The following is a 24,117-nucleotide window of genomic DNA, read 5'->3' as shown; positions in this document are numbered from 1 at the left end:
GCGTGTTTTTCTTGCGCAAGCGTCAACATGACCGGTCAGCCGACAAAGGCCTTTTCCACCACATACTCGGCAGGGTCGGAATTGGCGCCTTCGCGCAAACCGAACCCTTCAAGTATGCGCTTTAAATCCGTGTTCAACCCCATCGATCCGCACACCATGGCCCGGTCGGTCTCGGCGGACATGCCGTCGATGCCCAGTTCCCGGAACAACGTGCCGTCGTCCAAAAGCGTGGTGATCCGTCCCATCTTTGGGCTCTGCTCGCGGGTGGTGGTGGGGTAGTACACCAGCTTGTTGATCGCGTCGCCCAACAGCTCTTGCATCAACTCGTCGGTCTTCAGGCTGTCTACCAACTCGCGCCCATAGGTCAGTTCGGCCACATCGCGGCAGGTATGGGTCAGGATAATCTGATCATAGTCTTCATAGGTCTGCGGCTCGCGGATCAACGAGGCAAACGGCGCGATGCCGGTGCCGGTCGAGAAGAACCACAACCGCTTGCCGGGAACCAAGGCGTCATGAACCAGCGTGCCGACCGGCTTGGGCCGCAAAATGATCTGATCGCCGACCTTGAGATGTTGCAGGCGCGAGGTCAGCGGACCGTCTTGCACCTTGATCGAGTAGAATTCCAACTCGTCGTCCCATGCGGGCGAGGCGATGGAATAGGCGCGCAACAGCGGGCGGCCATCGTCTTTCAACAGGCCGATCATCACAAATTCACCGGACCGGAATCGCAGGGATTTCGGGCGGGTTACGCGGAACCGGAACAGCCGGTCGGAATAATGCTGAACCTCTGTCACGGTCTGGGCGTCGGGCAGGGCTTTTACGGGCGTTGCGTCGGTCACTTGGGTGCGTTCATTCATGGGTCACATTGCAAGGCCGGAGCCTCGCCCTTCTGGGTATCGGTAAACTGGGTAAGATCCTAGGGGCCTGTCAGGCCCGCAGGCGCGACTGATAGTCGTGCGCCTGCCAGTCCGCGCGGGCCAGCCATTGTGGTTCGGGTTGGCGGGCGGCCAGTTCTGCACTGATTTCAACTTCGTCAAAGCCTGACCGGCGCGCCATGGCGTATTGATCGGCCAAGACATGGCCCCGGGCGCGCAGGCGGCCGGTGAATCCCATCAGGCGCAAACGGCGGGCGATGGTAAAGCCCCGGCCATCGGCAAAGCTGGGAAAATCGATCCGAATCATCGGGATGTCCGCCAGCGTTGCGGCCAGCGTCGCTGGGTCGGCATCGCTGGCAACATCCAGCGCGGCGCCGGACTGACCCTCGGCCAGCGCGGCGAACCCTTGGGTCCATGTGTCAGGGCCAAAGCCGGTATCCGTTACAATCACGCTCATGCCGTTTCTCCTTGCGACAGAGGTCCGCGCACCATCTTGCCGTTCACGAAATGTATGCCGCATTCTTCCTTGGCGCTGTTGCGCCAGCGCCCGGCGCGCGGGTCTTCGCCGGGTTTGACCGGGCTGGTGCAGGGGGCGCAGCCGATCGAGGGATAGCCTTTGGCGACCAGCGGATGCCGGGGAAGCCGGTTGTTGGTCATATAGTCCTGAATATCCTGCGGTGCCCAATGAGCCAAGGGATTGACCTTGATCCGGTGGGCGCCGTCTTCTTCAAAGAAATCCAGCGCGGCACGGGTGCCAGCCTGAAACCGCTTTCTGCCAGTGATCCACGCGTCATAGCCTGACAGCGCCCGTTCCAGCGGGCGGGTCTTGCGCAGGTCGCAGCAGGCATCGGTGTTGCGCTGATGCAGGGTGCCGTCCGGATCCTCAAGGCCGAGGTCGTCGGTGTTGGCGCGGATCAATTGAAGATTGCTCAGGCCAAGTTTCGCCGCAACCTCGGCCTGATAGGCCAAGGTTTCCGGAAACAGCATCTGGGTGTCAATGAACAGCACCGGAAGGCTGCGGTCGATCACCGAGACCAAATGCAGCAACACCACCGATTCCGCGCCAAAGCTTGACACCAAGGTAATCCGCCCGACCTGTGGGTCGGTGACCGCCCGTTCCAAAACCGATGTCGCGGAATGATGCCGGTAGCGCCGGTTCAAATGCGCGACACGTTCTGGCAACAGGGCCAGTGGGGCTTCAAGCGGCACGGGCCCGCCCCCCGGCTTGTTCCCCATACAGCGCGGTCTTGAACGGCGCCATGCCGAGCCGGCGATAGGTCTGCAGGAAGGTCTCATCCGCTCCTTCGCGGATCTCCATATAGGCCTCGATCAACCGCTCAACCGCTGGCACGATCTCGTCATAGGCGAAACCGGGGCCGGTGCGTTCGCCGATGGCGGCGGTTTCGGTGCCGTCGCCGCCCAGCGTGATCTGATAATTTTCGACGCCGGCCCGATCCAACCCGAGAATGCCGATATGGCCGACATGGTGATGGCCACAGGCATTGATGCAGCCCGAGATCTTGATCTTCAGCGCGCCGATATCATGCTCGACCTTCAACTCGTCGAACCGCAGGGCCAGTTCTTGGGCAACCGGGATCGACCGGGCCGTTGCCAGCGCGCAGTAATCCATCCCCGGGCAGGCGATGATATCCGAGGCAAGCCCGATATTCGCCGTCGCCAGACCTTCGGCCTTGAGGGCGGCATGTACCGCAGGCAAGTCGGCTTTATGGATATGGGGCAGGATCACGTTCTGCTCGTGGCTGATGCGCAACTCGTCATGGCCAAAGCGTTCGGCCAGATCGGCCAGGACCCGCATTTGCGTGGCGGTCGCATCCCCCGGCGTTGCGCCATGCGCCTTGAGCGAGACCGAGACAATCGCATAGCCCGCGGCCCGGTGTTCTGCCAGATTGGTGTCGGCCCATGACCGGAAAACCGGATCGGTGGCATAAGTCGCGTCAAAGGCGGCAGTCGTGCGGGAAACAAAGGCGGGGGCGGCAAACTGGGCCTCAATGGCGGCCAACTGGTCTTGATCCACCCCAGAGAACAGCGGCCGCAATTCGGCGAACCGCTGCTCGACCAGATCGCGGATGGTTTCCAGACCGTTCTCGTGCACGGTGATCTTGACGCGCGCCTTGTACTTGTTGTCGCGCCGACCCAGCAGATTGTAGACGCTGACGATGGCTTCGCAATAGGGCAGCAGATCGGCCTTGGGCAGGAAGTCACGCACCACCTGTCCGATCATCGGGGTCCGACCCAAGCCACCGCCGACCAGCACTTCGAAGCCCGGCGCGCCAGCGGCATTGCGCACCATGCGCAGGCCGATGTCATGGGCGCGGGTCACGGCCCGGTCGTTCGGACTGCCGGTAACAGCGATCTTGAACTTGCGGGGCAGGAACTGGAATTCGGGATGGTCGGTGGACCACTGACGCAGCAATTCGGCCACCGGACGCGGATCCTCGATCTCGTCAGCCGCGGCGCCGGCGAAGTGATCGGCGGTCACGTTGCGGATGGTGTTGCCGCTGGTCTGGATCGCATGCATCTGCACATCGGCCAGCGCGTCCAACATGTCGGGGATGTCGGGAAGCTTGGGCCAGTTGTACTGGATGTTCTGCCGGGTGGTGAAATGGCCATAGCCTTTGTCGAACCGCTCGGCCAAATAGGCCAGCTGGCGCATCTGGCCACCATTCAGCGTGCCATAGGGGATCGCCACCCGCAGCATATAGGCGTGCAATTGCAGGTAGACGCCGTTCATCAGGCGCAGAGGCTTAAATTCGTCTTCGGTCAGCGATCCGTCCAAACGACGGGCGACCTGGGCACGGAACTGGGCGACCCTCGACCGGACAAAGGCTTCGTCGAACTCGTTGTAAGTGTACATTCTGGGTCTCCTGTTCGGCAGGTGGGCTTAAGCCCGGTCCTGCTGCACTGTCTGCTTGCCATGGGCATAATTGGAAGGGCCGCGACTGCGGAAGACTTCCCGAAAATGCACAGGCTTGGGTCCATTCGTATCGGCAACGGCATCGGCCAGATAGGCACCGACCACCTCGCCGGTCTGCTGCGAGGCAAAGATCAGGCGAATTTCAGCATGGGCTTCATCGTCGATCAGTTCGGCCTTGGCAATATCCGGGCTCCAGCCGTCATCTTCGGTCAGATAGATCACATCACCGTCGCGCAGGGCGTTCGCGGTAACGATCTTCGGGGTGAATTTGCGGCTCATAATGCAGCTTCCTTGATGTCCGTTCGGAAAATGGTGTCGGGCAGGGCGGCCAGAGCAGCACGAGGTGCCAACCCATACAGAAGGACCGCCGGTCCGGTCAGTTTGGCGTCGGCCAGATCCGCCGCGAGGTCGGACAGCGTCGTGCTCAGAATACGCTCGTCCGCGCGCGAGGCGTTTTCGACGATGGTGACCGGGGTCTCTCCGGCAGCGCCGTGCATCATCAACCGCCCTTGTAAGAACCGCGCGCCGCGCTTGGCCATATAAATCGCAGCCACGGTTCCGGGCCGGGCCAAGGCCTGCCAGTCGTGATCGGCAAATCCGGCAACATCATGGCCGGTCAATAGGCGCATGTCCGAATTGCGGCCGCGCCGGGTCATGCTTTGGCCGACATTGGCAACCGCCGCAGAGGCTGCGGTGATGCCGGGAACGATGGTGAAGGCGATGCCCGCAGCCTCGCAGGCGTCCATCTCTTCATCCAGACGCCCAAAGACGGTCGGGTCGCCGGATTTCAACCGCACCACATGCGCGCCATTGGCGGCATGATCGACCATCAGCGCATTGATCTCGTCTTGGCTGACAGATGGGCCGAAGCCTTCTTTGCCTACCGAGATCAGATCAGCTTCGCGCCGGACCAATTCCAATACCTCGGGCGAGACGAGACGGTCATGGATCACCACATCTGCACCATCCAACGCCTTGCGGGCCTTCAGCGTCAGTAATTCAGGATCGCCCGGGCCCGCACCGACAAACGCGACGCGTCCGGCTGCGGGGCGGGCTGTTAGATGCCGATCCAGCAGGGCGTGTAGTGCGTCCTCAGCGCCTTGATCGCCACCAGTGTCAATGGCTTGAGGGCCGTCATTAAAGTAGAACGCTGACCAGAAATCGCGCCGCTTGCGCCCCATCGGCAACCGGTCCGCGTGTTTGCGAAAGGCCTTGCCAATCCGGGCCAAACGTCCAAGTCCGGTTGGCAGGCGATCTTCAAGATCGGCTTTGATGGCGCGTGCCAGCACCGGGGCCGCACCTTCGGTGCCGATGGCCACCGTGACCGGGTCGCGATCGACGATAGCAGGGGTGATAAACTGGCTGTCTTCAAGATTGTCGACGATATTGACCAACGCACCATCGGCCCGGGCCAGCGCCGCAAAGCGCGCGTCCTCGGCGGCGTCTTCATTGGCGCCGTAGGCCAGAACGGCACATAGGGCGTCGCCCGCCTGCGCCCGGCGCCGGATCAACTGCAGTTTTCCGGCCTCAGCCCACGCGACGATTTCGGGGGCGGGGTCGTCGGAAAAGACGGTCAAATGCGCTTCGGTTTTCAACAGAAGCCGCAATTTCGCCAAAGCTGCCGCGCCGCCGCCCGACAGGGTGATCCGGCGGCCTTCTACGGCGACAAAGATCGGGAAGTGTTTCATGTGGGGCTTCCGATGAACAATTTCTCCACAGAATATAGAATACTGTCCCCCTATATGGCTATATCCTGCCACCAATAAGAACATGCGTTCGGTTTATCTGTGTGATATGGACTGAACGTCTGGTTTTGGAAGGAGAAAGGGATGCCCGTTCGCATTGATGAACTTGATCGGAAGATCCTTGCAGAGCTGCAACGGGACGCCGCCCAAAGTTTGGATGAAATCGCCCGCAAAGTCGGGTCATCGAAGACGCCGGTGTGGAATCGTATTCGCAAATTGCGCGACGCCAAGGTCATGGGGCAGAGCACCGTCATTCTCGACCCCGAGGCATTGGGCCTTGAAGCATGTTTTTTCGTGTTGATCCGGACATCGGAACATGAGGCGGACTGGCAGCAGACCTTTCTGGCCACGCTCAAAGCACGGCCGGAGGTCTTAGAGGCGCACCGTTTGGCAGGCGAAATCGACTATATTCTCAAGGTGGTGGTCAAGAACGCCCGGGCCTATGACGCCTTTTATCAATCGCTCATTGCCGAAGTCCGAATTTTCAATGTCACCGCGCTGCTGTCGATGGAACAAATCAAATGGACGACGGAACTACCGGTGCTTGACTGACCATCACCGGGTGATGCTAAGCCTGCGGCGGTCATAAAGCTGATCCGCGTTTCCGATCCGTGGCTGTTCGGTCAGATGCCATGCTGGACGGACCGCCCCGGCATGGCCATCTTTTACCTGTCCTTCGAACATGGCGGAACGGGTCAGCATCAAAATCTCTCTTTGTCTGGACCTTTAAAATATTCCATCAGCGCGGCCTGATCTTCGCCGCCCAAACCCGCTGCGGTGAGCATCCGGTGAATGTCAGCGCATAACGCAGTCGAGGGCATTGCGGTGGTCGTCTGTCGGGCCAAAGCCAGCGCACCGTCCAGATCCTTGACCATATTGTAGATCCGGCCGGTGCGCCGGTAATCTTTGGCGGCAAAGCGCGGCATATACTCTTGAAGGATCGAACTGTCGGCCCGGCCAGCGCGCAGGACGTGGGGGATTTTGGTTGCGTCGCTTCGGCGACTTGATCGGGGTTCGGATCAAAGACATTCACAGTCTGTCAAGTCTCGACCAAGCGGGTTCCAATGGCACCGCCCATCGCACCGGCACCGATCAGGGCGATTTTCAGATTCATGCTGGTGTCTCCGGTTGTGAGGTGGCTAGGGCTAAGGTCTGCCGATGGAAACATGCGACTGGACACAGGACAATCAAAATGGCGGTTGGTCGTTCGTCGGTTGGTCGGGCTTTTAATCTCGACAGGGTGTGAGGCCACGAATAGGTTAACGATAACAGCGGCTGGCACGGCCAGAGATGCAGGCGCTGCGGGCCGGGGGGGGCGCGCAACGGTCGCCGCCGCGCGCCTGACGTGATGCCAGTCAAAATGGGAGGGACAGATGAAATCGATCGTCATTCATGCCGCCAAGGATCTTCGGATCGACGACCGGGACGAGGGCATCAGCGCACCGTCAACGGGAGAAGTTGCCATTCGCGTGGCGGCGGGGGGGATTTGCGGGTCGGACCTGCATTACTACAATCACGGAGGGTTCGGCACGGTCCGCCTGCGCGAGCCGATGATCCTCGGGCATGAGGTTTCGGGCTATATCACGCAGGTCGGGGCTGGGGTCACGGGCCTGAGTGTGGGGCAGTTGGTGGCGGTGTCTCCGTCGCGCCCCTGCCATGATTGCCGTTATTGCCGCGAAGCGAAATATAACCATTGTCTGAATATGCGCTTCTACGGATCCGCGATGCCGTTCCCGCATGTGCAGGGTGCGTTCCGCGAACATTTGATTGCCGATGCCGCCCAGTGCGCACCGGCGGACGGGTTGTCACCGGGCGAGGCGGCCATGGCCGAACCGCTGGCCGTTTGTTTGCACGCAGCAAGGCAAGCGGGGCCGCTTTTGGGCAAGTCCGTTCTGGTGACCGGCTGCGGACCGATCGGCCTGTTGTGCATTCTGGCCGCGCGCCGGGCGGGTGCGAATCTGGTGGTAGCGACGGATTTGGGGCCGTTCACCTTGGGAATGGCCAAGGCGGCAGGGGCGGATGTGACCATCAATATGGGGACCGCGCCTGAAATGCTGGCCGAATTTGGGGCCGACAAGGGCACGTTTGATGTGCTGTTTGAATGTTCGGGTGCCGCTGCCGCGCTTGCCAGTGCTGTGCCTGCGATGCGGCCGGGGGGCACAATCGTTCAGGTCGGCATGGGGGGCGACATGATGCTTCCGGTGCAGGCGATAACGGCCAAAGAGTTGGGCCTGCGCGGGTCCTTTCGCTTTCACGACGAGTTCTTCACCGGGGTCAGTCTGATGCAGAAGGGGTTGATCGATGTGGCCCCATTGATCACCCATCGCTTCCCGATGGACGATGCGGTACGAGCTTTTGAGACAGCCGGTGATCGTAAACAGGCGATGAAAGCTCAGATTGTCTTTTCGGGGTCGCACTGAGTAAAGCAGCGGGCAGGGTCGGCACGGGTTTGAGACGTGTGTCGGCCCGGTCCCGCGCGGGGACGCGGCGGTTCAGGGGGATGGGCGCTATTCGCAGATGGCTTGAAGGCGCAACCATGTGGCGTCAGCGATCAGACCCGCCGTACTGCCGGAAGGACGCGGATCGGCGGCCATCAGCGCATTGGTGAACGTGTCCCCGGGTGCCATCGCTTCGCCATAAGGCTCGGTCGACAGGCCCAGTGCCGCGAACTGGTCCAGAACCTCGGCCAGAGGCGGGTCGGCTTGTGGACGCAACAAGATGGTCTGGGCGTAATCCGCCAAGACGTCATCGCTGATTTCGCCGCTGGTCAGCAGGCCAAAGGTGGCGGCCAGACCGGCGTGACTCATCAGGTCATAGATCGGATCTTCGGTTTCGGCGCGAGCCGCTTCGACCAACAACGCCCCAGCCAGTGCTTCGGGACCGGAATAGGGTTCAATCAGGCTTTTGCGCATCAACAAGATGTTGCCGGGCAGCGACGCGGATGCAACCGGCCCACCGCGCAGGACCGCAACCGCCCAAGGGGCCTCGCCCAGCACCTTGCGTTGCAGCCGTTGCAACGCATTGCGTCCGGCAACACTGCGGCAGGGCAGTCCGGTGACGGGTTCCATATTGACCAATAGGCGCCGGCCAATGTCGACGCGGGTGGCTTCCGGCAATATGCTGGCCGTGTGCCGGATCAATGCATCGGGCAACCAGAACCCGAGCAAACCCACTGCGGCGGCCAGACCGAGACCCAGAATTGTGCGGCGCAGCAAGCCGGGCTTGGGGCGCGAGCGGGTGATCGCCCGCTGCACGGTTTTGATCGCTTCGATCATCGTGTCATCGTCAAGCTCTAGCAGCTCTTCGGCCTCGGGACCGGGCGTATACAGCGCTGGTCGGACGCCGGGGTTGTTCCGGATCACTGCCGGCAAGGACCAATGGGCCAGCGCAATGTCTGCGCTATCGCGGATCACCAGCGTCGCGTCTCCAAGGGCCACGAACACGTTCTGGCGCTGATCCGACGCGGTTCCGCGCCAAATGCCGGCACATTCGAGCCGTTGGTATTGTGAGAGAACCGTCATGGGACGGGCGCTGCCTCGATTTTGTTCTTGCCTGCGCGCAGACTAGGCGTTTGTGCGGCCTCGTACAATCCTCGGTTTGCCCCTGCGCGCCCTCATCAGCAGGGTGCTGTGCCGCGGCGCGAAAGCGGGCCGGGGCTTGACCGTGGGGCATGGGGCGAGGCATGCAATGCTATGATCCGCACCGCCGCCCGTTCCGCCGCATCCCCCGCGTTAACCGCGGCTGCCTTGATTGTCATTGCCATGGCAATGATGGGGTTGGTCGACAATTATGTCGTTACAATCGCGGAAACCACCGGTCTTTGGCAGTTTCAGGTCATTCGGTCGGGCATGGCCCTGTGTCTGCTGACTGCGGTGGCCCGTTGGCAAGGCTGGCGGTTGATGCCACGGCGGTGGGGGCCGGTGATCGCACGCAGCGCGGTGCTGTCCAGCGGCCTGATGATCTATTTCGCGGCTCTGGCGGTAATGCCGATTTCCGAAGCGGTGGCCGGCCTGTTTACTGCACCGATTTTTGTGTTGATCCTGTCGGGGCTGGCATTTGGCCATCGCATCGGCCCGGTGCGGATCGGCGCTGTGGTGCTGGGGTTTTTCGGAGTTCTGATGGTGCTGCGCCCTGATGCCGGGGCAATCACGTGGTTGGCGATCCTGCCAATCCTGTCCGGCATGTTTTACGCGCTGGCCGCGCTTGCGACCCGGGAATGGTGCGCGGGCGAGGCGGCTGTGACGCTGCTATATGGATTTTTCGCGGCGATGGGGCTGTGGGGGCTGTTGGGCTTGGCGGTGCTGGGCGTGGCTCCACAAGTGGCCCCGGCGGGTGCTGCCGGGTTTGCCATGCGGTTTTGGGGCGAGATGTCCGCCGAAGCATGGGCTTGGACGGTGGCGCAGGCGGTGTTTTCCTTGCTTGCGGTGGGCTTGATCATCCGGGCCTATCAGATCGGCGAAGCGTCGTTTGTTGCGGTCTATGAATACGGGCTGCTGTTGTCCGTGGTCATGTGGGGCTATGTGCTGTTCGGAACGCGGATTGATCTGTGGGCGATGGTGGGCATTGCCGCCATTGTCACGTCTGGGGCTGTGATTGCCCTGCGCTCGGGTTCGGACGCCCGGTAATCCGGCGGAGGCGCGCAGTCCGCGCGCCACAATTGTTCACCCCAGTCCCGCCAAAAGGCGGAACCGGGGCCCGTTGGCACCTAAGCGGCAAGGCTGGTGCCATCGCCGTAGCGTCCATAGAAGGTCTCGCCGGTCTCAGCCAGATCGCGCAGCAACGCCGGAGCTGCAAAACGGGGCCCGTGTTCGGCGCTGAGCGCATCGCAGATCTCGACGGCGCGACCGGCGCCGAGGATGTCGAGCCAGCCAAACGGGCCACCGGACCACGGCGCAAAGCCCCAGCCCAGAATGGCGCCGACATCGCCCTCGCGGATGTCAAGCAGCACCCCATCCTCGAACGCGCGCACGGCCTCCAGCACTTGCGACAGCATCAGGCGGTGCTGGACATCGCTCAGGTCAGGCTGGGTGTCGGCGACCGGATAACGCGCGGCCAAGCCATCCCACAATCCGGTGCGCTTGCCCTTGTCGTCGTAGGCATAGAAGCCGGCCTTGGCCTTACGTCCGATCCGGCCCTGGTCTTCCATCCAGAACACCACCTCGTCCACCTCGTCATCGGGATAATCCGCGCCCAATGCCGCTTTGGTGGCGCGGGCGATCTTGGCCCCCAGATCGATGGCAATTTCGTCGATCAGTTGCAGTGGCCCCAGTGGCATCCCGACCAGTTTTGCCGCATTCTCGATCAAGGCGGGTTCGACCCCTTCGCGCAGCATCCGGATACCTTCGTTGGTGAACGGCAGGATACAGCGGTTGGCATAGAAATACCGGGCATCGTTGACCACAATCGGGGTTTTGCGGATCTGGCGCACGAAATCCAACGCCTTGGCCACGGCGCGGTCGCCGGTCTGTGCCCCTTTGATGATCTCAACCAGCAACATCCGGTCCACCGGGCTGAAGAAGTGGATGCCGATATACTGCTCCGGCCGTTTGCTGGTGTTGGCCAAGCTGCCAATCGGCAGGGTCGAGGTGTTGGTAGCAAAGATGGCATCGGCGGGCAGGACTGCCTCGGCTTTCGCTGTGGCTTCGGCCTTAACTTTCGGGTCCTCGAACACCGCTTCGACCACCAGATCGCAGCCCTGCAACGCGCCGTAATCGGCAGTCGGGGTGATCCGGGACAGGATGGAATCTTTCATTTCGGCGGTCATCGCGCGGCGCGAGATCGCTTTGTCGAGCAAATTGGCCGAATGCGCCTTACCGCGCTCCGCACCCTCCTGAGTTGCGTCGATCAACACCACCTCAATCCCAGCGCTGGCCGAGACATGGGCGATCCCAACCCCCATCATGCCCGCCCCCAGTACGCCCAATTTGGTGACGGTTTGGTCCGGCGCATCGGGGCGGTTTGCGCCTTTTTCCAAGGCTTCTTTGTTCAGGAACAGCGACCGGATCATCGCGGTTGACGACGGATTCAGCAGCACCGACGTGAACCAGCGGGCTTCAATTTTCAGGGCGGTGTCGAAGGGGACCAAAGCTCCTTCATAAACCGCCGACAACAATGCTTTAGCCGCCGGATAGACCCCTTTGGTCTTGCCGTTGATCATGGCGCTGGCCCCGACAAAGGTCATGAATCCGGCCGGGTGATAGGGCGCGCCGCCGGGCATTTTGTAGCCCTTGGTATCCCACGGCTTCACCAGATCCGATGGCTCTGCCGCCAAAATCCAAGCTTTGGCTGCCTCCAGCAGATCGGCAGACGGCACCACCGCGTCAATCAGGCCTGCGGACAGCGCCCGGTTGGGATCACTAAGCTTGCCCTCCAGCAGGAAGGGCGCGGCGGCCATTGCGCCAAGCTTGCGTGCCAAGCGGGTGGTGCCACCACTGCCCGGGAAGATCCCCACTTTGATTTCCGGCAGGCCGATCTTGGCCTTGGGATTGTCGGCGGCAATTATGTGATGGCACGCAAGGGACAATTCATAACCCAGACCCAGCGCCGTGCCGGGCAGCGCGGCCACAATCGGCTTGCCGCCGGTCTTTGTCTTCGGGTCCATGCCGGCCAGTTCGATCTTGCGCAGCAACCCGTGAATGCGCATCAACCCGTCAAACAGCCCTTGCGCGGGCGCGGCACCTGCATCTTCCTTCATCCGCGCAATCACGTTCAGGTCCATACCAGCGGCAAAATCGCGTTTGCCTGAAGTCAGGATGATCCCCTTCACCTTATCGTCGGCGAGCGCCTGATCGATCAAGGATTCAAGATCAGCAATGCCTTGTAAGCTCATTACGTTCATCGATTTTTCGGCAACGTCCCACGTGAGGGTGGCGATGCCGTCGCGGTCAAGCGCGTAGGTGAAATCTGTCATTGCGGGTCTCCCAAAAGGGTCGAGAAAGAGGATCGGTGGCGAAAGGAACAACTGGCGCACGTGCGCCCGGAATTAGAGGGGGGGAACATAGGGTCGACCATCCTTATGGGTAAAGACGGCGGTCCCGGCAGACAACGCGACGGTCAGGTCGATATCGGAATAGGTGGCAAATTCAACCCTAGCCCGGCTGCCGATCACAAGGAACGCGGCCGGATCACTGGAGCGGTTTTCAAAGCAGTGTCCGTTGGCAACGCCTGCGGGAAACGCAGCGCAATCTCCGGCCTGTATCTTGGTGTCGCCCCCGTCTTCAAGCAAGTGAAGCTGGCCCTCGGTGACGTATGCAAACTCATCCTCATGCTGGTGCCAATGGCGCAATGAGGACCGCGCGCCGGGATCTAGCATTACCAAATTGGCGCCAAACTGCGTTAACCCGCCAGCCTCACCAAACCGCAGCGACGTGCGGCCAGCCATCATCGCCCCATAGGGCGCGGGGTAGATTGACCCGGTTTTCAATGGCACGTTCGCCCGGTCCAAAGCGCCACTGGGCCCGTGATCGTGTGGGTCGGGATAGGACCCGGTGTCGTCATCCTCGTGCAGCGACTGGCCATCGCGGCGGGTATAGCCGTCGCCGTCCGGGGATTTGCGGTATTGCCGGTCGCGACCGGAATAGCGGCAAATGTCTTGGGGATCGCGCCAGCCCGCCACCAACAAGCGGAGCACCGCATCGCTGCGGTTTTCCAAGCAGTGTCCGTTGGCGCGGCCTGCGGGGAAGGCAGCGGTATCGCCCGCTTGCAGCAACGTGACGCCGCTGTCTTCGGTCAGCGTGGCCGTGCCTTCCAAGATCAGTACGAACTCATCCTCGCGGTCATGCCAGTGCCGCATGGACGAGGCCTGCCCGGGCAGCAACCGCTGCAACCGGACGCCGAACTGGGTCAGCCCACCCAAATCGCCCAACGCCACCGCCGTATCATGGGGGTGGCCGGGGCCGTAACTCAGCGCGGGCGGCGAAAGCTTGGACACCGATCAGACCCGCTCGATGATCGTGGCGGCCCCCATGCCCGAGGCGATGCACAAGGTCGCCAGACCGACCTCTTTATTGGTGCGCTCTAACTCGTCCAGCAAGGTGCCGATAATCATCGCGCCGGTGGCCCCCAGCGGATGGCCCATGGCGATGGCGCCGCCATTGACATTGACCTGTGCTGGGTCGGCATTGAACGCCTGCATAAAGCGCAGAACCACGGCGGCGAAGGCTTCGTTGACCTCAAACAGGTCTATATCGGCGACGGTCATTCCTGCCTCGCGCAGGATTTTTTCCGTCACCGGCACCGGGCCGGTCAGCATGATGGTGGGGTCGGTGCCGATCTTGGCGGTGGCCCGGATCCGCGCACGCGGTTTCAGCCCGTGCATATCGCCAAAGTCCTTTGACCCGACCAACAGGGCGGCGGCTCCATCGACAATGCCGCTGGAATTGCCCGCGTGGTGGATGTGAGAGAGCCGTTCCAGATGGGGGTATTTCATCAGGGCAACAGCATCAAAGCCGGGCAGGGTTTCGCCCATATCCTTGAAGGCGGGCTTCAGCGCGGCGAGAGAGGCCATATCGGTTTGCGGCCGCATATATTCGTCGTGATCCAAAATGGTCAGGCCGTTGATATCCCGCACCGGCACGATGGATTTGGCAAACCGGCCTTCGTCCCAGGCCTGCTTGGCCCGGCGTTGGGATTCGACCGCAAGCGCATCGGCCTCGTCGCGCGAAAACCCGTATTCCGTGGCGATCAGGTCGGCGGAAATGCCCTGTGGCACAAAGTAATGCGCCATCGCAACACTGGGATCCGCGGCAACCGCAGCGCCATCCGATCCCATAGGGACGCGCCCCATCATCTCGACGCCGCCGGCGATATAGGCCTGACCGGCACCGCCCTTGATCTGGTTGGCCGCCAGATTGACCGCTTCCAGCCCCGAGGCACAAAAGCGGTTGATGGCCAGTCCCGGAATGGAATCATCAAATGCCGAGGCCAGCACTGCGGTGCGCGCCAGACAGCCGCCCTGTTCTCCGATCTGCGTGACATTGCCCCAGATCACGTCCTCAATGGCGGCACTTGTCAGGTTGTTGCGCGTCTTCAGCGCATCCAACATTAAAGCAGACAGCCGCACCGAAGTAACTTCTTGCAGTGCGCCGTCACTGCGGCCACGGCCCCGGGGACTGCGCAGGGCGTCATAGATGTAAGCGTCGGTCATGGTGGGGTCCTCGGGTTGGTTTAGGTGCGGTCGGCGGGAGAGCCGGGCATCAGGTCGTAGGGGGCTTTCCAGCCATGCAAGGCCATGATCCGTAACATCCATGTGTCAATATGCGGCCAATCTGCCCGATCGAAACCAAACGGTTCGGGATAAAACAGATAGCCGCAGCAGGATAGGTCGGCCATGGTCGGGCGATCGCCCACGATCCAGTCGCGATCTGCCAAATGCTCGTTGAGGATCGTATAGCTGCTTGTGAGCCGGTTTTGCTGGAAGGCGATGACCTCTGCCGGGCGCTTTTCGGGCGGCAGAAAATTCATCAGAAAACGGGTCGCGCCGTTGAGACCGGACAGTTTGTGGTTGTCCCAAAGGGTCCAGCGCAAAATCTCGCGTCGGGCTTCGGGGGTGTCGCCGCCCAGTTTGCCTGACACTTCGGTCACATAGTCTTGGATCGCGCCGGACTGGGTCAGCGTATAGCCAGTGGCTTCGTCGATCATTACCGGAACTTCGCCCATCGGATTGATCGCCCGAAACTCAGGCGTACGGGCACCGCCGTTGAAAAAATCGACATGGACCGGCTCCCATGACAGGCCGGACAATTCAAGGGCAAGCGCGGCCTTATAGGCATTTCCGCTTTCGCCGAAGCAGTACAGCTTAATGGTCATCAGAAAATCCTTCGCGGCATCCGTGTGTGTTAGGGAATTTTGCGAACATTTGGTACGTTTCTTGGGGCAAGAACAAGGGGGCTATCCCGGGGCGTGGCGTCGCTCAATCCGCCGCAATTTTGCGCAGAACTAATTAATTTACGTGGAATATAAAACAGTTAATCGCAACGCCTCTGCCGCGCCACGTCACAACGACCCACCCAGAGAAAACCCCGATCCCTGACTTTATTCGCTCAGCGACTGGAATTCTGCCTTAAAACGCGGCCGGGTCCAAGGCCATGACGGGATCGGCGCCCGATTGAATACGTGCCAAATGCATCGCCGTCGCCGGAAGTTGACGGGACATGTAATAGCGTCCGGTGGCGATCTTGGCGGTCAAAAATGCTGGATCCCCGGTTTCGGCCTCTAGTTGCGCTGCGGCAGTTGCGGCCATCCGGGACCACATCAATCCCAGACAGACATGTCCAAACAGATGCATGAAATCATAAGATCCCGCGAGGGCGGATTCAGGCGATTTCATCCCAGTTTGCATGAAATACATCCCCGCTGCCTGCAGGTCTTTCGACGCCGCTTTCAGGGGCGGCAGAAAGTCGGTGGCCAAGGCCGCGTTGCCGTCATGCTCGGCAATGAAGGTTTTGACCATCTCGAAAAACGCCATGATCGCCTTGCCGCCTTGTGCGGGCAATTTCCGGCCCACCAGATCAAGCGATTGGATGCCGTTTGTCCCTTCATAGATCATGGTGATGCGGGCATCGCGAACGAATTGTTCCAATCCCAGATCACGGGTGAAGCCAGCGCCGCCTGCGGTCTGCTGGGCCAGCACCGTCGTTTCAAACCCCTTGTCGGTCAGAAATCCCTTCAAAACCGGGGTCAGCAACGAGATCATGGCTTCGGCTTCTGCATCCTTGCCGCGGTGGGCCCGGTCAATCAGGCTTGCGCCCCAAAGCGTGAAGGCCCGGGCGCCTTCGACAAAGCTTTTCTGATCCATCAGATTGCGCCGGACATCGGGGTGAACGATGATCGGATCCGCCGGGCCATCGGCATTGACCGCGCCTGAGACGGCACGGCCTTGCAAGCGGTCTGTCGCGAAGGCCACGGCGTTTTGATAGGCGACCACGCCTTGGGCATAGCCTTGCAGAGCGACGCCAAGGCGGGCTTCATTCATCATCGTGAACATGGCGCGCATGCCTTTGTGCATCTCGCCGATCAAAAATCCGGTCGCGCCATCGTAGTTCATCACACAGGTGGCGTTGCCGTGGATGCCCATTTTGCTTTCCAGACCACCGCAGGCCACCGCGTTCCGGGCACCCAATGCGCCATCCGCTTGGACCATAAATTTCGGGACGATGAACAACGAGAGGCCTTTGACGCCATCCGGGCCACCGGGAATGCGGGCCAGAACCAGATGGATGATGTTCTCGCTCAGGTCATGCTCGCCTGCCGAAATCCAGATTTTGGTGCCGGTGATCTGATAGCTGCCATCGTCTTGCTGTTCTGCTCGGGTGCGGATCAGCCCCAGATCGGTGCCGCATTGCGGCTCGGTCAGGTTCATGGTGCCAGACCAGCGCCCGTCGATCATATTGGGCAGATAGGTCGCCTTCTGTGCCTCGCTGCCATGGGTGTGGATGGCAGAATAGGCCCCGTGGGTCAGGCCCTGATACATGTTGAACGCCATGTTCGATGAGACGAACATCTCGCCAACGGCACAGTTCAACACATAGGGCATGCCCTGACCGCCAAATTCCGGGTCCGCGTCCAACCCCATCCAGCCGCCATCGCGCATCTGCTGATAGGCCTCGGCAAATCCGGTGGGTGTTCGGACCGCGCCATTCTCAAGGCGACAGCCTTCGCGATCTCCGACGGCATTCAGGGGGGCCAGAACTTCGGTGGACAAGCGTCCGGCCTCTTCCAGCACGGCGGCGGTGAACTCCCGCTCCAGATCCGCATAGCCGGGGATATCTGACGTGGCGACCTTCAGCACGTCTTGCAAAACGAACTGAAGGTCCCGGGTCGGGGCTGTATAAGTCGGCATTCTGTCCTCCCTCTGACTGGTCCTGAATCGTGGCGTCAGGGCCGGATTATTCCTGCGTCATGGTCCGGTCGGTACAGTGCCGGTTACAAAGCGGCCCGTCCAGCGTAAGAACTCCTTACTCGGCGGCGTGTTGTTGCCCCCGCAAAGCGGCCAATCGCTGTTCGCCGGCATCAAGTTGGTCACGCAGATCTTTGATCGCGGCGGTCAAGGCGCTGTGCTGGGCCTGCATCTCTTCTAGGTGACGTGTGCCGACCCGGATCGCTTCTGTGATCTGAATTTCGGGTTCCTGGCCGCCTTTGTAGAGGTCAAGCAACTGCCGAATTTCTTCTAGGCTGAAGCCAAATCGCTTCCCCTGAAGGATCAGTTTCAGACGGGCGCGATCACGACGAGTAAACAGCCGTTTCTGGCCTTCACGGATCGGAGAGAGAAGTTCTTTGGATTCATAAAATCGCAGCGTCCGGGGGGTTACCTCGAACGCTTCGCACATTTCGCGAATCGTCATCGTGTCGTCCATAAGAGAAGTCCAATCGTGCAACAAAAACTCGTTAGTTGACGTGAGGGCGAATGCGGGCGCTTACAAGATCCGAGGGCGGGTTGATAAACGAAACGTGACGTCAAATTCGCCAGTTTGGATCATTTGGTTGGGAAATCGTGTGTAAACGCCGTGTGCCGGATTAAAAAAATGTGATGTTGCAGTCCGGAGATGCCGTCAGAACGGTCAGAACTGCCTCAAATGGGCGGGTTGGATTATAGCTCGGCAGCGATCTCGTCGCGCAACTTGCGTAATTCGGCGATTGATTCGGTAATATCCGCCCGTTGGGTTTCCAGAACGCCCAGTTGCCTGTCCGCCAGAGCGACCCAAGCAATCATCTGCGCGTGGTTGCCCTTTTCCTCATAAAGGTCCAGCCATTGGCGAATCTCTTCAAGGCTGAAGCCAAACCGCCGCCCGCGCCGGATCAGGACCATCCGCGCAACTTCGCGCTGGCCGTAAAAACGCGATCGCCCCTCGCGCTCGGGCTTGAGCAATTCGATATACTCATAGTAGCGCAGCGTCCGAGGGGTGGTCTCGAAGCGGGCGCACATTTCCTTGAAGCTGAGCCGTGTATGGGGCATCCGATGGGCCAATTCCGTTGAAAACCGGTGCCTTAGAATTGCCTGTAACCCCGGAGGACGTCAATGCATTGGCCGAAGATAGTGGGTGGAAAACAGGTCAACTGCTGAGGTAACAGGAACAAAGAATGCGCAGGGCGCAGAAGGGCAGGCCGTTCCATGACTGACACCCCGGATGATGATCGGCTTGCGCAGGCCCGCGCCTTTGTTGCGGCGTTGCCGTATTGTGCCGCGCTGCGGATCGGGGTGGACCGGGTCGGGCCGGCCGAGGTGGTGCTGACGTTGCCCTATCATCGGGATCTGATCGGGGATCCGGCCACAGGTGTGATCCATGGCGGTGCGGTGTCGGCGTTGATGGACACCTGCTGCGGGGCTGCGGTGATGACCCATCCCGAGGTGGCGGGGGCTGCCGCGACCTTGGATCTGCGGATCGATTATATGCGGGGGGCGGTGCCGGGACAGACCGTGCGGGCCCATGCCGTCTGCACCCATGTCACCCGGTCAATCGCCTTTGTCCGGGCCACCGCCTTTGATTGCGACGGCGGTCAGCCGATCGCAACGGCGGTCGGCGCGTTCAGCGTCACTGATGCGGCGCAGGTGCCCCGATGATCCGGCCCGCGCCCGAGACGGTTCAGGTGATCAAGCAGCGCCGCGATGCCGCGCTGGCCGCATTGGTCGCGCGGGTGCCGTTTGCCCGGACGTTGGGAATTCAATTTGATCGTCGCGGCGATGAGCTGACAGCGATCCTACCATTCGCGCCGAAGTTGATCGGCAATCCGGCGGGACCAGCTTTGCATGGCGGGGCGACGGCCGGGTTTCTAGAGGTCGTGGCCTTGATCGAACTGACATGGGCGGGGGTCTGGGACCGGATTGAAGGCGGCCACCTGCTGCCGGATGATCTGGCCGATCCCGCTGCCTTACGGATGCCGAAGACGGTGGATTTCACCGTGGACTTTCTACGCTCAGGCTTGCCGCGTGATGCTTATGCCCGCGCCCGGGTGAACCGGTCAGGGCGGCGCTATGCCAGCGTTCACGTCGAAGGCTGGCAAGACAACCGCAGCCGCCTGTTCGCGCAAGCCACCGGGCATTTCCTGATGCCACTTGCCGATGACTGAAACCGCGCCCATGACCGCCCCCCTCAGCCATGCCCGCGTGCTTCGGATCGCGGTGCCAATCGTGTTGGCCAATGCCTCGGTGCCGTTGCTCGGGCTGGTCGATACCGGGGTGATTGGCCAATTGGGCCAAGCCGCGCCAATCGGTGCGGTCGGCCTTGGGGCCGTGGTGCTGTCGGCGTTGTATTGGGTCTTTGGCTTCCTGCGTATGGGCACGGCGGGCATGACCGCGCAAGCCATCGGCGCCGGGGATACCCGCGAGGTGGCGGCGTTACTGGCGCGGGCCTTGATTTTCGCGGCGGGTGCCGGGATCGTGGTGATTGCCTTGCAAAGTGGGATCGCCGCCGCCGCTTTTGCACTGGCCCCGGCCTCGCCCGAGGTCGAAAGCCTTGCCCGCACCTATATGGGCATCCGGGTGTGGTCCGCGCCCGCCGCTATCGCGTTGTTTGGCATTTCCGGCTGGCTGATCGCGCAAGAGCGGACCCGCGCCTTGATGTTGCTTCAGATCGGCATGAACGGGATCAATGTTCTGCTGGATTTCTGGTTCGTGCCGGGCTTGGGCTGGGGCGTGGCCGGGGTGGCCTCTGCCACGGTGATTGCCGAATGGGGCGGGCTGTTGGCGGGTCTGTGGCTGTGTCGAACCACCTTAGCCAGCCCGGCAATGCGGGCTTGGGGCGCGATTTTCGATCGAGTGCGTTTGCTCAAGATGGTGGCGGTGAACCGCGATATCCTGATCCGGACGCTGCTGCTTGAATCGATCTTCCTGTCCTTCATGTTTCTTGGGGCAGGGTTTGGCGACGTGACCTTGGCGGCCAATCAGGTGTTGCTGCAATTCTTGCAGGTTACGGCGTTTGCGCTGGATGGCTTCGCCTTTGCCGCCGAGGCGCTGGTCGGGCAGGCGATGGGCGCCCGCGCCCGCAGCACATTGCGCCAGAGCGCCCGGTTGACCGGCATTTGGGGCGCCGGTCTGGCCATCCTTCTCAGCCTCGGCTTTGCGCTGGCCGGTCCGGCCACCATCGACGTGCTGACGACGGCACCGGATGTTCGGATGATGGCGCGGTCGTTCTTGCCGTGGCTGGTGGCGGTGCCAATCTTGGGAGTGGCCGCGTGGATGTTCGATGGGATTTTCGTCGGCGCCACCCGCACCAGCGATATGCGCAATACCGTGGCCGCCAGTGCGGTGATCTATGCGATCGCGGCTCTGACCTTGGCGCCTGTCTTTGGCAATCACGGTCTTTGGGCTGCCTTGTGCATCAGCTTCGTGGCGCGCGGTATCGCCCTTGGTCTGCGCTATCCAGCGCTGGAGCGCGCGGCCGAAGCCTGAGGCTTCGGCCCGGCGGCGGCTAAAGCCACTCGGCCCGGCCCGTGCCCACCGCCTCAGATACGTTGGTAAACCCGTCGCGTTCTAGCAGCGCGTCCAGACCCTGCGCGATCCGGGGCAACAACGACAGGCCTTCATAAACCAGTGCCGAATAGAGTTGCACGGCGCTGGCCCCGGCCCGGATCTTGGCATAGGCGTCTTCGGCGCTGGAAATGCCGCCGACCCCGATCAGCGGCACACGGCTTTCTGTCAGGCGCGACATCTGGGCCAGAATGCGGGTGGCGCGTTCAAAAACCGGGCGGCCCGACAGGCCGCCCATTTCGCCCCGATGACGGCTGTGGAGCCCATCGCGTGCGGTGGTGGTGTTGGTGGCAATGATGCCATCGATGCTGCTTTCCAGCGCCACTTCGGCAATATCGGCCAGTTCGGCCTCGGTCAGGTCTGGGGCGATCTTCAGAAACACCGGGATTGGTCGTGGCATGCGTCCGCGGGCGTCCATCACCCCAGCCAACAAGGCCCACAGCGCCGCACGGCCCTGAAGGTTGCGCAAGTTTTCGGTGTTGGGCGACGATACGTTCACGGTGGCGAAATCCAGATGCGCCCCGCAGGTTTCCAACACGTCGATATAATCCTGCGCCCGGTCGGCGCTGTCCTTGTTGGCCCCGATGTTGAGGCCAAGAATGGTTCCGGCAGGGCGGTGCGCCAAACGTTCGGCCACAGCCGCTGCGCCGTCATTGTTCAAGCCGAAGCGATTGATCACGCCGCGATCAGCGGTCAGCCGAAACAAGCGTGGTCGCGGGTTGCCCTGTTGCGGGCGCGGCGTCACGCCACCGACCTCTAGAAACCCGAACCCAGCGCGGGCAAGGGGGGCAAGGGCCTGCGCGTTCTTGTCGAACCCTGCGGCCAATCCAATCGGATTGGGCAAATGCAGCCCGGCGATCTGGGTGGCCAAACGCGGCGAGGTGACCGGGCCCGGCAGCGGGGCCAGCCCCGAGATCAGCGCCTTCATGGCCACGCCATGCGCGGTTTCAGGGTCCAGCCGATGCAGGGCCAACAAGGCGGCGCGTTCCAGCACACTCATTGCAGGTTCTCCGGGAAGACATGGCCAGCGGCATCAAGGGGCAAGGGAACGGCCCAAAGCACCTCAGCGCGGGCCAGCGCCCGATAGAGATGCGGAAACAGCGCCCCGCCGCGCGACGGCTCCCAGCGCAGGTCGGCAAGCAGCGGGTCGGTCTCTACCGCCGCCAGAACCAACCCCTCGACGCCGGCAAAATGCTTTGCTGCGGTCTCGTGGGCTTGGGCGGCGGTCGAGAAATGAATATAGCCATCCGCCAGATCCACCGGTGCGCCAAGCGTGGTGCCAGAGCGTTCCAACTCGGCCCATTCATTGGACCGGAATATCTTGTAAATCATCATGGCCCTGCCATGCCCGCAGCCGCGCGCAGCGTCAAGCTTTCGAACACGACATCTGGGCGAGATCGCGGAGGTGCACAAAAGCTTGCCACTGACAGGAAACAGCCGCACTCTGTCTGCGATAACGACCATCAGCGAGGACCATTGACCATGCGCGCCACACTCACATCGGCAGCAGCGCTTTTGCTGGCCGCCGGGGCGGCTCAGGCCGATTTCGACCTGACCATCCTGCACACCAATGACTTTCATGCCCGGTTCGAGCCGATCTCGAAATATGATGGACCGTGTTCGTCCGACGACAATGCCGAAGGCAAATGCTTTGGCGGATCTGCGCGTCTGGTGACGGCGGTGGATGCGGCACGAGAGCGCGCTACCAATTCGATTCTCGTAGATGGTGGCGACCAGTTTCAGGGCACGCTGTTCTATACGTACTACAAAGGCAAAGCTGCCGCCGAGATGATGAACAAGCTCGGCTATGATGCGATGACCGTTGGCAACCATGAATTTGACGACGGCCCCGAAGTTCTGGCCGGCTTTATGGATGCCGTTGATTTCCCGGTGCTGATGTCCAACGCGGATGTGTCCGCGGAACCGGCGCTGGCCGACAAGTTGATGAAGTCCACCGTGATTGAGGTTGCGGGCGAAAAGATCGGCCTGATTGGCCTAACGCCGGAAAACACCGCTGAGCTGGCATCGCCCGGCGAGAATGTGCGGTTCCTTGATCCCGTTGCCTCGGTGCAGGGCGAGGTCGACAAGCTGACCAGCGAAGGGGTTAACAAAATCATCGTGCTCAGCCACTCTGGTTATGCCGTCGACCAAACGGTCGCCGCAGGAACCACCGGCGTGGATGTCATCGTCGGCGGGCACACCAACACCTATCTGTCGAACGTGGCGGACAACGCCGCAGGTCCGTATCCGACCATGGTGGGGGATACCGCCATCGTCCAAGCCTATGCCTACGGCAAATTCCTGGGCGAATTGAACGTCACCTTTGACGATGACGGCGTGGTCATTGCCGCAGCGGGCGAGCCGCTGATCATGGACGTCGAAGTAGATGAAGACGATGTAACCGTGGCGCGGATTACCGAACTGGCCGTCCCGCTGGAGGAAATCCGTCAAAAAGAAGTCGCCGAAACCGCAGCGCCGATCGTCGGCGATCGCGACGTGTGTCGTGTTGAAGAATGCTCCATGGGCAATCTTGTCGCCGACGCCATGCTGGACCGGGTCAAAAGCCAAGGCGTGTCCATCGCCATCGCCAATTCCGGCGGCCTGCGCGCCTCAATTGACGAGGGCACGGTCACCATGGGCGAAGTCCTAACGGTGCTGCCGTTCCAGAACACGTTGTCCACCTTTGAAATCACCGGTCAGGATGTCATTGACGCCCTGGAAAATGGCGTCAGTCAGGTCGAGGAAAGCTCGGGCCGGTTCCCGCAGGTCGCCGGTCTGAAATTCGTCTGGGATCCTAATGTGGCGGCCGGGGAAGGGCGGATCATTGAGGTCTTGGTCGAAGGTGCCGACGGTTTCGCACCGATTGATCCAGCCGCGACCTATGCAATCGTGTCCAACGATTTCGTCCGCAAGGGTGGCGACGGCTATGCCATGTTCATCACTGCGTCCAATGTCTATGACTACGGCCCGGATCTGGCTGATGTGACGGCGGAATACATGGCGGCAAATGCACCTTACAAACCCGTCATCGACGGACGTATCGCCAAGAAGTAACCGCTGACTTGACGGCGCCTTTCGTCCAAGCGGATGGAAGGCGTC

25 protein-coding genes are annotated in these 24,117 nt (G+C 61.5%); 7 read left to right on the top strand and 18 right to left on the bottom strand.

The window, feature by feature from the left end:
- Positions 1–35: 35 nt before the first annotated feature.
- The 6 genes from BV911_RS03330 to cysG all read right to left on the bottom strand — a co-directional run bounded on the left by BV911_RS03330 (position 36) and on the right by cysG (position 5,498).
- On the bottom strand, positions 36–857 hold the full coding sequence (locus BV911_RS03330; protein WP_086052163.1) for a ferredoxin--NADP reductase: 822 nt from the start codon (positions 855–857) through the stop codon (positions 36–38).
- 70 nt (positions 858–927) lie between these two features.
- The gene (locus BV911_RS03325) at positions 928–1,332 is read right to left on the bottom strand and encodes a DUF934 domain-containing protein (protein ID WP_086052162.1); all 405 of its coding nucleotides are present in this window, start codon (positions 1,330–1,332) and stop codon (positions 928–930) included.
- Positions 1,329–2,111, bottom strand: coding sequence for a phosphoadenylyl-sulfate reductase (locus tag BV911_RS03320; protein WP_086052161.1), 783 nt, complete (start codon positions 2,109–2,111; stop codon positions 1,329–1,331). The genes BV911_RS03325 and BV911_RS03320 overlap by 4 nt, the downstream gene beginning before the upstream one ends.
- Entirely contained in the window at positions 2,074–3,750 is a 1,677-nt protein-coding gene (locus BV911_RS03315; protein ID WP_086052160.1) for a nitrite/sulfite reductase, read from the bottom strand. Before BV911_RS03315 ends, BV911_RS03320 begins: the two co-directional genes overlap by 38 nt.
- A 27-nt stretch (positions 3,751–3,777) precedes the next feature.
- Positions 3,778–4,089, bottom strand: a complete 312-nt coding sequence (locus BV911_RS03310) for a DUF2849 domain-containing protein (protein ID WP_086052159.1) — start codon at positions 4,087–4,089, stop codon at positions 3,778–3,780.
- Positions 4,086–5,498, bottom strand: coding sequence for a siroheme synthase CysG (gene cysG, locus BV911_RS03305; protein WP_086052158.1), 1,413 nt, complete (start codon positions 5,496–5,498; stop codon positions 4,086–4,088). Before cysG ends, BV911_RS03310 begins: the two co-directional genes overlap by 4 nt.
- A gap of 141 nt (positions 5,499–5,639) precedes the next feature.
- On the opposite strand from cysG, the gene BV911_RS03300 reads away from it, so the two are divergent.
- Entirely contained in the window at positions 5,640–6,107 is a 468-nt protein-coding gene (locus BV911_RS03300; protein WP_086052157.1) for an Lrp/AsnC family transcriptional regulator, read from the top strand.
- Between the two features lie 3 nt (positions 6,108–6,110).
- On the opposite strand, the gene BV911_RS19520 is transcribed toward BV911_RS03300, so the two are convergent.
- A complete protein-coding gene (locus BV911_RS19520; protein ID WP_168183966.1) occupies positions 6,111–6,257 on the bottom strand; it encodes a hypothetical protein in 147 nt (48 codons plus the stop codon).
- The gene (locus BV911_RS03295) at positions 6,257–6,535 is read right to left on the bottom strand and encodes an NAD-binding protein (protein WP_205963789.1); all 279 of its coding nucleotides are present in this window, start codon (positions 6,533–6,535) and stop codon (positions 6,257–6,259) included. The genes BV911_RS19520 and BV911_RS03295 overlap by 1 nt, the downstream gene beginning before the upstream one ends.
- 393 nt (positions 6,536–6,928) lie before the next feature.
- Here BV911_RS03295 and BV911_RS03285 point away from each other — a divergent pair, with 393 nt between their 5' ends.
- Positions 6,929–7,975, top strand: coding sequence for an L-idonate 5-dehydrogenase (locus tag BV911_RS03285; protein ID WP_086052155.1), 1,047 nt, complete (start codon positions 6,929–6,931; stop codon positions 7,973–7,975).
- Positions 7,976–8,062: 87 nt separating this feature from the next.
- On the opposite strand, the gene BV911_RS03280 is transcribed toward BV911_RS03285, so the two are convergent.
- Entirely contained in the window at positions 8,063–9,076 is a 1,014-nt protein-coding gene (locus BV911_RS03280; RefSeq protein WP_086052154.1) for a hypothetical protein, read from the bottom strand.
- A gap of 171 nt (positions 9,077–9,247) precedes the next feature.
- On the opposite strand from BV911_RS03280, the gene BV911_RS03275 reads away from it, so the two are divergent.
- Positions 9,248–10,180 carry a DMT family transporter gene (locus BV911_RS03275; protein WP_086052153.1) on the top strand — a complete coding sequence of 311 codons (933 nt, stop codon included), beginning with the start codon at positions 9,248–9,250 and terminating at the stop codon, positions 10,178–10,180.
- An 80-nt stretch (positions 10,181–10,260) separates the two neighbouring features.
- On the opposite strand, the gene BV911_RS03270 is transcribed toward BV911_RS03275, so the two are convergent.
- The 7 genes from BV911_RS03270 to BV911_RS03235 all read right to left on the bottom strand — a co-directional run bounded on the left by BV911_RS03270 (position 10,261) and on the right by BV911_RS03235 (position 18,507).
- Positions 10,261–12,465 carry a 3-hydroxyacyl-CoA dehydrogenase NAD-binding domain-containing protein gene (locus BV911_RS03270; protein WP_086052152.1) on the bottom strand — a complete coding sequence of 735 codons (2,205 nt, stop codon included), beginning with the start codon at positions 12,463–12,465 and terminating at the stop codon, positions 10,261–10,263.
- Positions 12,466–12,537: 72 nt separating this feature from the next.
- Complete coding sequence (locus BV911_RS19945) at positions 12,538–13,485, bottom strand: cupin domain-containing protein (protein ID WP_240512127.1); 948 nt, start codon at positions 13,483–13,485, stop codon at positions 12,538–12,540.
- Between the two features lie 3 nt (positions 13,486–13,488).
- Entirely contained in the window at positions 13,489–14,700 is a 1,212-nt protein-coding gene (locus tag BV911_RS03255) for an acetyl-CoA C-acetyltransferase (RefSeq protein WP_086052151.1), read from the bottom strand.
- Between the two features lie 20 nt (positions 14,701–14,720).
- On the bottom strand, positions 14,721–15,362 hold the full coding sequence (locus tag BV911_RS03250; protein WP_086052150.1) for a glutathione S-transferase family protein: 642 nt from the start codon (positions 15,360–15,362) through the stop codon (positions 14,721–14,723).
- A 253-nt stretch (positions 15,363–15,615) separates the two neighbouring features.
- A complete protein-coding gene (locus BV911_RS03245; RefSeq protein WP_086052149.1) occupies positions 15,616–17,394 on the bottom strand; it encodes an acyl-CoA dehydrogenase C-terminal domain-containing protein in 1,779 nt (592 codons plus the stop codon).
- Positions 17,395–17,509: 115 nt separating this feature from the next.
- Positions 17,510–17,896 carry a MerR family DNA-binding transcriptional regulator gene (locus BV911_RS03240; protein WP_240512126.1) on the bottom strand — a complete coding sequence of 129 codons (387 nt, stop codon included), beginning with the start codon at positions 17,894–17,896 and terminating at the stop codon, positions 17,510–17,512.
- A gap of 245 nt (positions 17,897–18,141) precedes the next feature.
- Positions 18,142–18,507 carry a MerR family DNA-binding transcriptional regulator gene (locus BV911_RS03235; protein WP_086052147.1) on the bottom strand — a complete coding sequence of 122 codons (366 nt, stop codon included), beginning with the start codon at positions 18,505–18,507 and terminating at the stop codon, positions 18,142–18,144.
- A 156-nt stretch (positions 18,508–18,663) separates the two neighbouring features.
- Between BV911_RS03235 and BV911_RS03230 the strand changes: the two genes are divergently transcribed.
- Genes BV911_RS03230 through BV911_RS03220 form a run of 3 tightly spaced genes read left to right on the top strand, consistent with a single transcriptional unit; the run spans position 18,664 to position 20,940 of the window.
- A complete protein-coding gene (locus tag BV911_RS03230) occupies positions 18,664–19,113 on the top strand; it encodes a PaaI family thioesterase (protein ID WP_086052146.1) in 450 nt (149 codons plus the stop codon).
- Entirely contained in the window at positions 19,110–19,619 is a 510-nt protein-coding gene (locus tag BV911_RS03225; protein WP_086052145.1) for a PaaI family thioesterase, read from the top strand. Before BV911_RS03230 ends, BV911_RS03225 begins: the two co-directional genes overlap by 4 nt.
- Positions 19,620–19,629: 10 nt before the next feature.
- Positions 19,630–20,940 (top strand): MATE family efflux transporter, encoded by a 1,311-nt coding sequence (locus tag BV911_RS03220; RefSeq protein WP_086052226.1) that lies wholly within the window; start codon positions 19,630–19,632, stop codon positions 20,938–20,940.
- Between the two features lie 19 nt (positions 20,941–20,959).
- Here BV911_RS03220 and BV911_RS03215 read toward each other — a convergent pair whose 3' ends face one another.
- The gene (locus BV911_RS03215; protein ID WP_086052144.1) at positions 20,960–22,018 is read right to left on the bottom strand and encodes a quinone-dependent dihydroorotate dehydrogenase; all 1,059 of its coding nucleotides are present in this window, start codon (positions 22,016–22,018) and stop codon (positions 20,960–20,962) included.
- Positions 22,015–22,353, bottom strand: a complete 339-nt coding sequence (locus BV911_RS03210; RefSeq protein ID WP_086052143.1) for a DUF952 domain-containing protein — start codon at positions 22,351–22,353, stop codon at positions 22,015–22,017. The genes BV911_RS03215 and BV911_RS03210 overlap by 4 nt, the downstream gene beginning before the upstream one ends.
- Before the next feature lie 147 nt (positions 22,354–22,500).
- On the opposite strand from BV911_RS03210, the gene BV911_RS03205 reads away from it, so the two are divergent.
- Positions 22,501–24,072 carry a bifunctional UDP-sugar hydrolase/5'-nucleotidase gene (locus BV911_RS03205; protein WP_086052142.1) on the top strand — a complete coding sequence of 524 codons (1,572 nt, stop codon included), beginning with the start codon at positions 22,501–22,503 and terminating at the stop codon, positions 24,070–24,072.
- Positions 24,073–24,117: the final 45 nt, after the last annotated feature.

It is taken from the genome of Pseudoruegeria sp. SK021 (assembly GCF_002119405.1).
In the GTDB taxonomy this organism is placed as follows: Bacteria; Pseudomonadota; Alphaproteobacteria; order Rhodobacterales; family Rhodobacteraceae; genus Meridianimarinicoccus.
This window is presented reverse-complemented; position numbering and strand designations above follow the sequence as displayed.

Coding starts and splice junctions, on each gene's coding strand:
- BV911_RS03245 (WP_086052149.1), bottom strand. CDS start 17,394: ATGCCGACTTATACAGCCCCGACCCGGGACCTTCAGTTCGTTTTGCAA.
- BV911_RS19520 (WP_168183966.1), bottom strand. CDS start 6,257: ATGCTGACCCGTTCCGCCATGTTCGAAGGACAGGTAAAAGATGGCCAT.
- BV911_RS03280 (WP_086052154.1), bottom strand. CDS start 9,076: ATGACGGTTCTCTCACAATACCAACGGCTCGAATGTGCCGGCATTTGG.
- BV911_RS03320 (WP_086052161.1), bottom strand. CDS start 2,111: ATGGGGAACAAGCCGGGGGGCGGGCCCGTGCCGCTTGAAGCCCCACTG.
- BV911_RS03220 (WP_086052226.1), top strand. CDS start 19,630: ATGACCGCCCCCCTCAGCCATGCCCGCGTGCTTCGGATCGCGGTGCCA.
- BV911_RS03210 (WP_086052143.1), bottom strand. CDS start 22,353: ATGATGATTTACAAGATATTCCGGTCCAATGAATGGGCCGAGTTGGAA.
- BV911_RS03310 (WP_086052159.1), bottom strand. CDS start 4,089: ATGAGCCGCAAATTCACCCCGAAGATCGTTACCGCGAACGCCCTGCGC.
- BV911_RS03250 (WP_086052150.1), bottom strand. CDS start 15,362: ATGACCATTAAGCTGTACTGCTTCGGCGAAAGCGGAAATGCCTATAAG.
- BV911_RS03215 (WP_086052144.1), bottom strand. CDS start 22,018: ATGAGTGTGCTGGAACGCGCCGCCTTGTTGGCCCTGCATCGGCTGGAC.
- BV911_RS03275 (WP_086052153.1), top strand. CDS start 9,248: ATGATCCGCACCGCCGCCCGTTCCGCCGCATCCCCCGCGTTAACCGCG.
- BV911_RS03300 (WP_086052157.1), top strand. CDS start 5,640: ATGCCCGTTCGCATTGATGAACTTGATCGGAAGATCCTTGCAGAGCTG.
- BV911_RS03235 (WP_086052147.1), bottom strand. CDS start 18,507: ATGCCCCATACACGGCTCAGCTTCAAGGAAATGTGCGCCCGCTTCGAG.
- BV911_RS03330 (WP_086052163.1), bottom strand. CDS start 857: ATGAATGAACGCACCCAAGTGACCGACGCAACGCCCGTAAAAGCCCTG.
- BV911_RS03315 (WP_086052160.1), bottom strand. CDS start 3,750: ATGTACACTTACAACGAGTTCGACGAAGCCTTTGTCCGGTCGAGGGTC.
- BV911_RS03225 (WP_086052145.1), top strand. CDS start 19,110: ATGATCCGGCCCGCGCCCGAGACGGTTCAGGTGATCAAGCAGCGCCGC.
- BV911_RS03255 (WP_086052151.1), bottom strand. CDS start 14,700: ATGACCGACGCTTACATCTATGACGCCCTGCGCAGTCCCCGGGGCCGT.
- BV911_RS03205 (WP_086052142.1), top strand. CDS start 22,501: ATGCGCGCCACACTCACATCGGCAGCAGCGCTTTTGCTGGCCGCCGGG.
- BV911_RS03240 (WP_240512126.1), bottom strand. CDS start 17,896: ATGACGATTCGCGAAATGTGCGAAGCGTTCGAGGTAACCCCCCGGACG.
- BV911_RS03285 (WP_086052155.1), top strand. CDS start 6,929: ATGAAATCGATCGTCATTCATGCCGCCAAGGATCTTCGGATCGACGAC.
- BV911_RS03270 (WP_086052152.1), bottom strand. CDS start 12,465: ATGACAGATTTCACCTACGCGCTTGACCGCGACGGCATCGCCACCCTC.
- BV911_RS03230 (WP_086052146.1), top strand. CDS start 18,664: ATGACTGACACCCCGGATGATGATCGGCTTGCGCAGGCCCGCGCCTTT.
- cysG (WP_086052158.1), bottom strand. CDS start 5,498: ATGAAACACTTCCCGATCTTTGTCGCCGTAGAAGGCCGCCGGATCACC.
- BV911_RS03325 (WP_086052162.1), bottom strand. CDS start 1,332: ATGAGCGTGATTGTAACGGATACCGGCTTTGGCCCTGACACATGGACC.